General features: G+C 47.6%; 1 pseudogene. It reads right to left on the bottom strand.

What is annotated here, in order from left to right:
- Positions 1 to 227: pseudogene (locus AB4653_RS28270) on the bottom strand (chemotaxis protein); the annotation flags it as partial.

Here is a 227-nt window from a genome sequence, read left to right as displayed (position 1 = left end):
TGCAAGTAGGTTGGTTTGGTCTGCGATATCGTTGATTACTTTAAGAATCGTCTCGATATTTGCTGTTGCTGATTCAAGTACTTGTACTTCTGCAACCGCTTGGTCGATACGTGCTGAAAGGTTATCAATCGCTTGAGTCGTGTCACTTACTACAGATGTACCGTCTAGTGTCGCATCGTCAGCTTCACGAGCCGCGGCGGCTGCGCCTTGAGCGTTGTTTGCTACTT

This window comes from Vibrio sp. 10N.222.48.A3, from assembly GCF_041475345.1.
Lineage (GTDB): Bacteria > Pseudomonadota > Gammaproteobacteria > Enterobacterales > Vibrionaceae > Vibrio > Vibrio tasmaniensis_A.
This window is presented reverse-complemented; position numbering and strand designations above follow the sequence as displayed.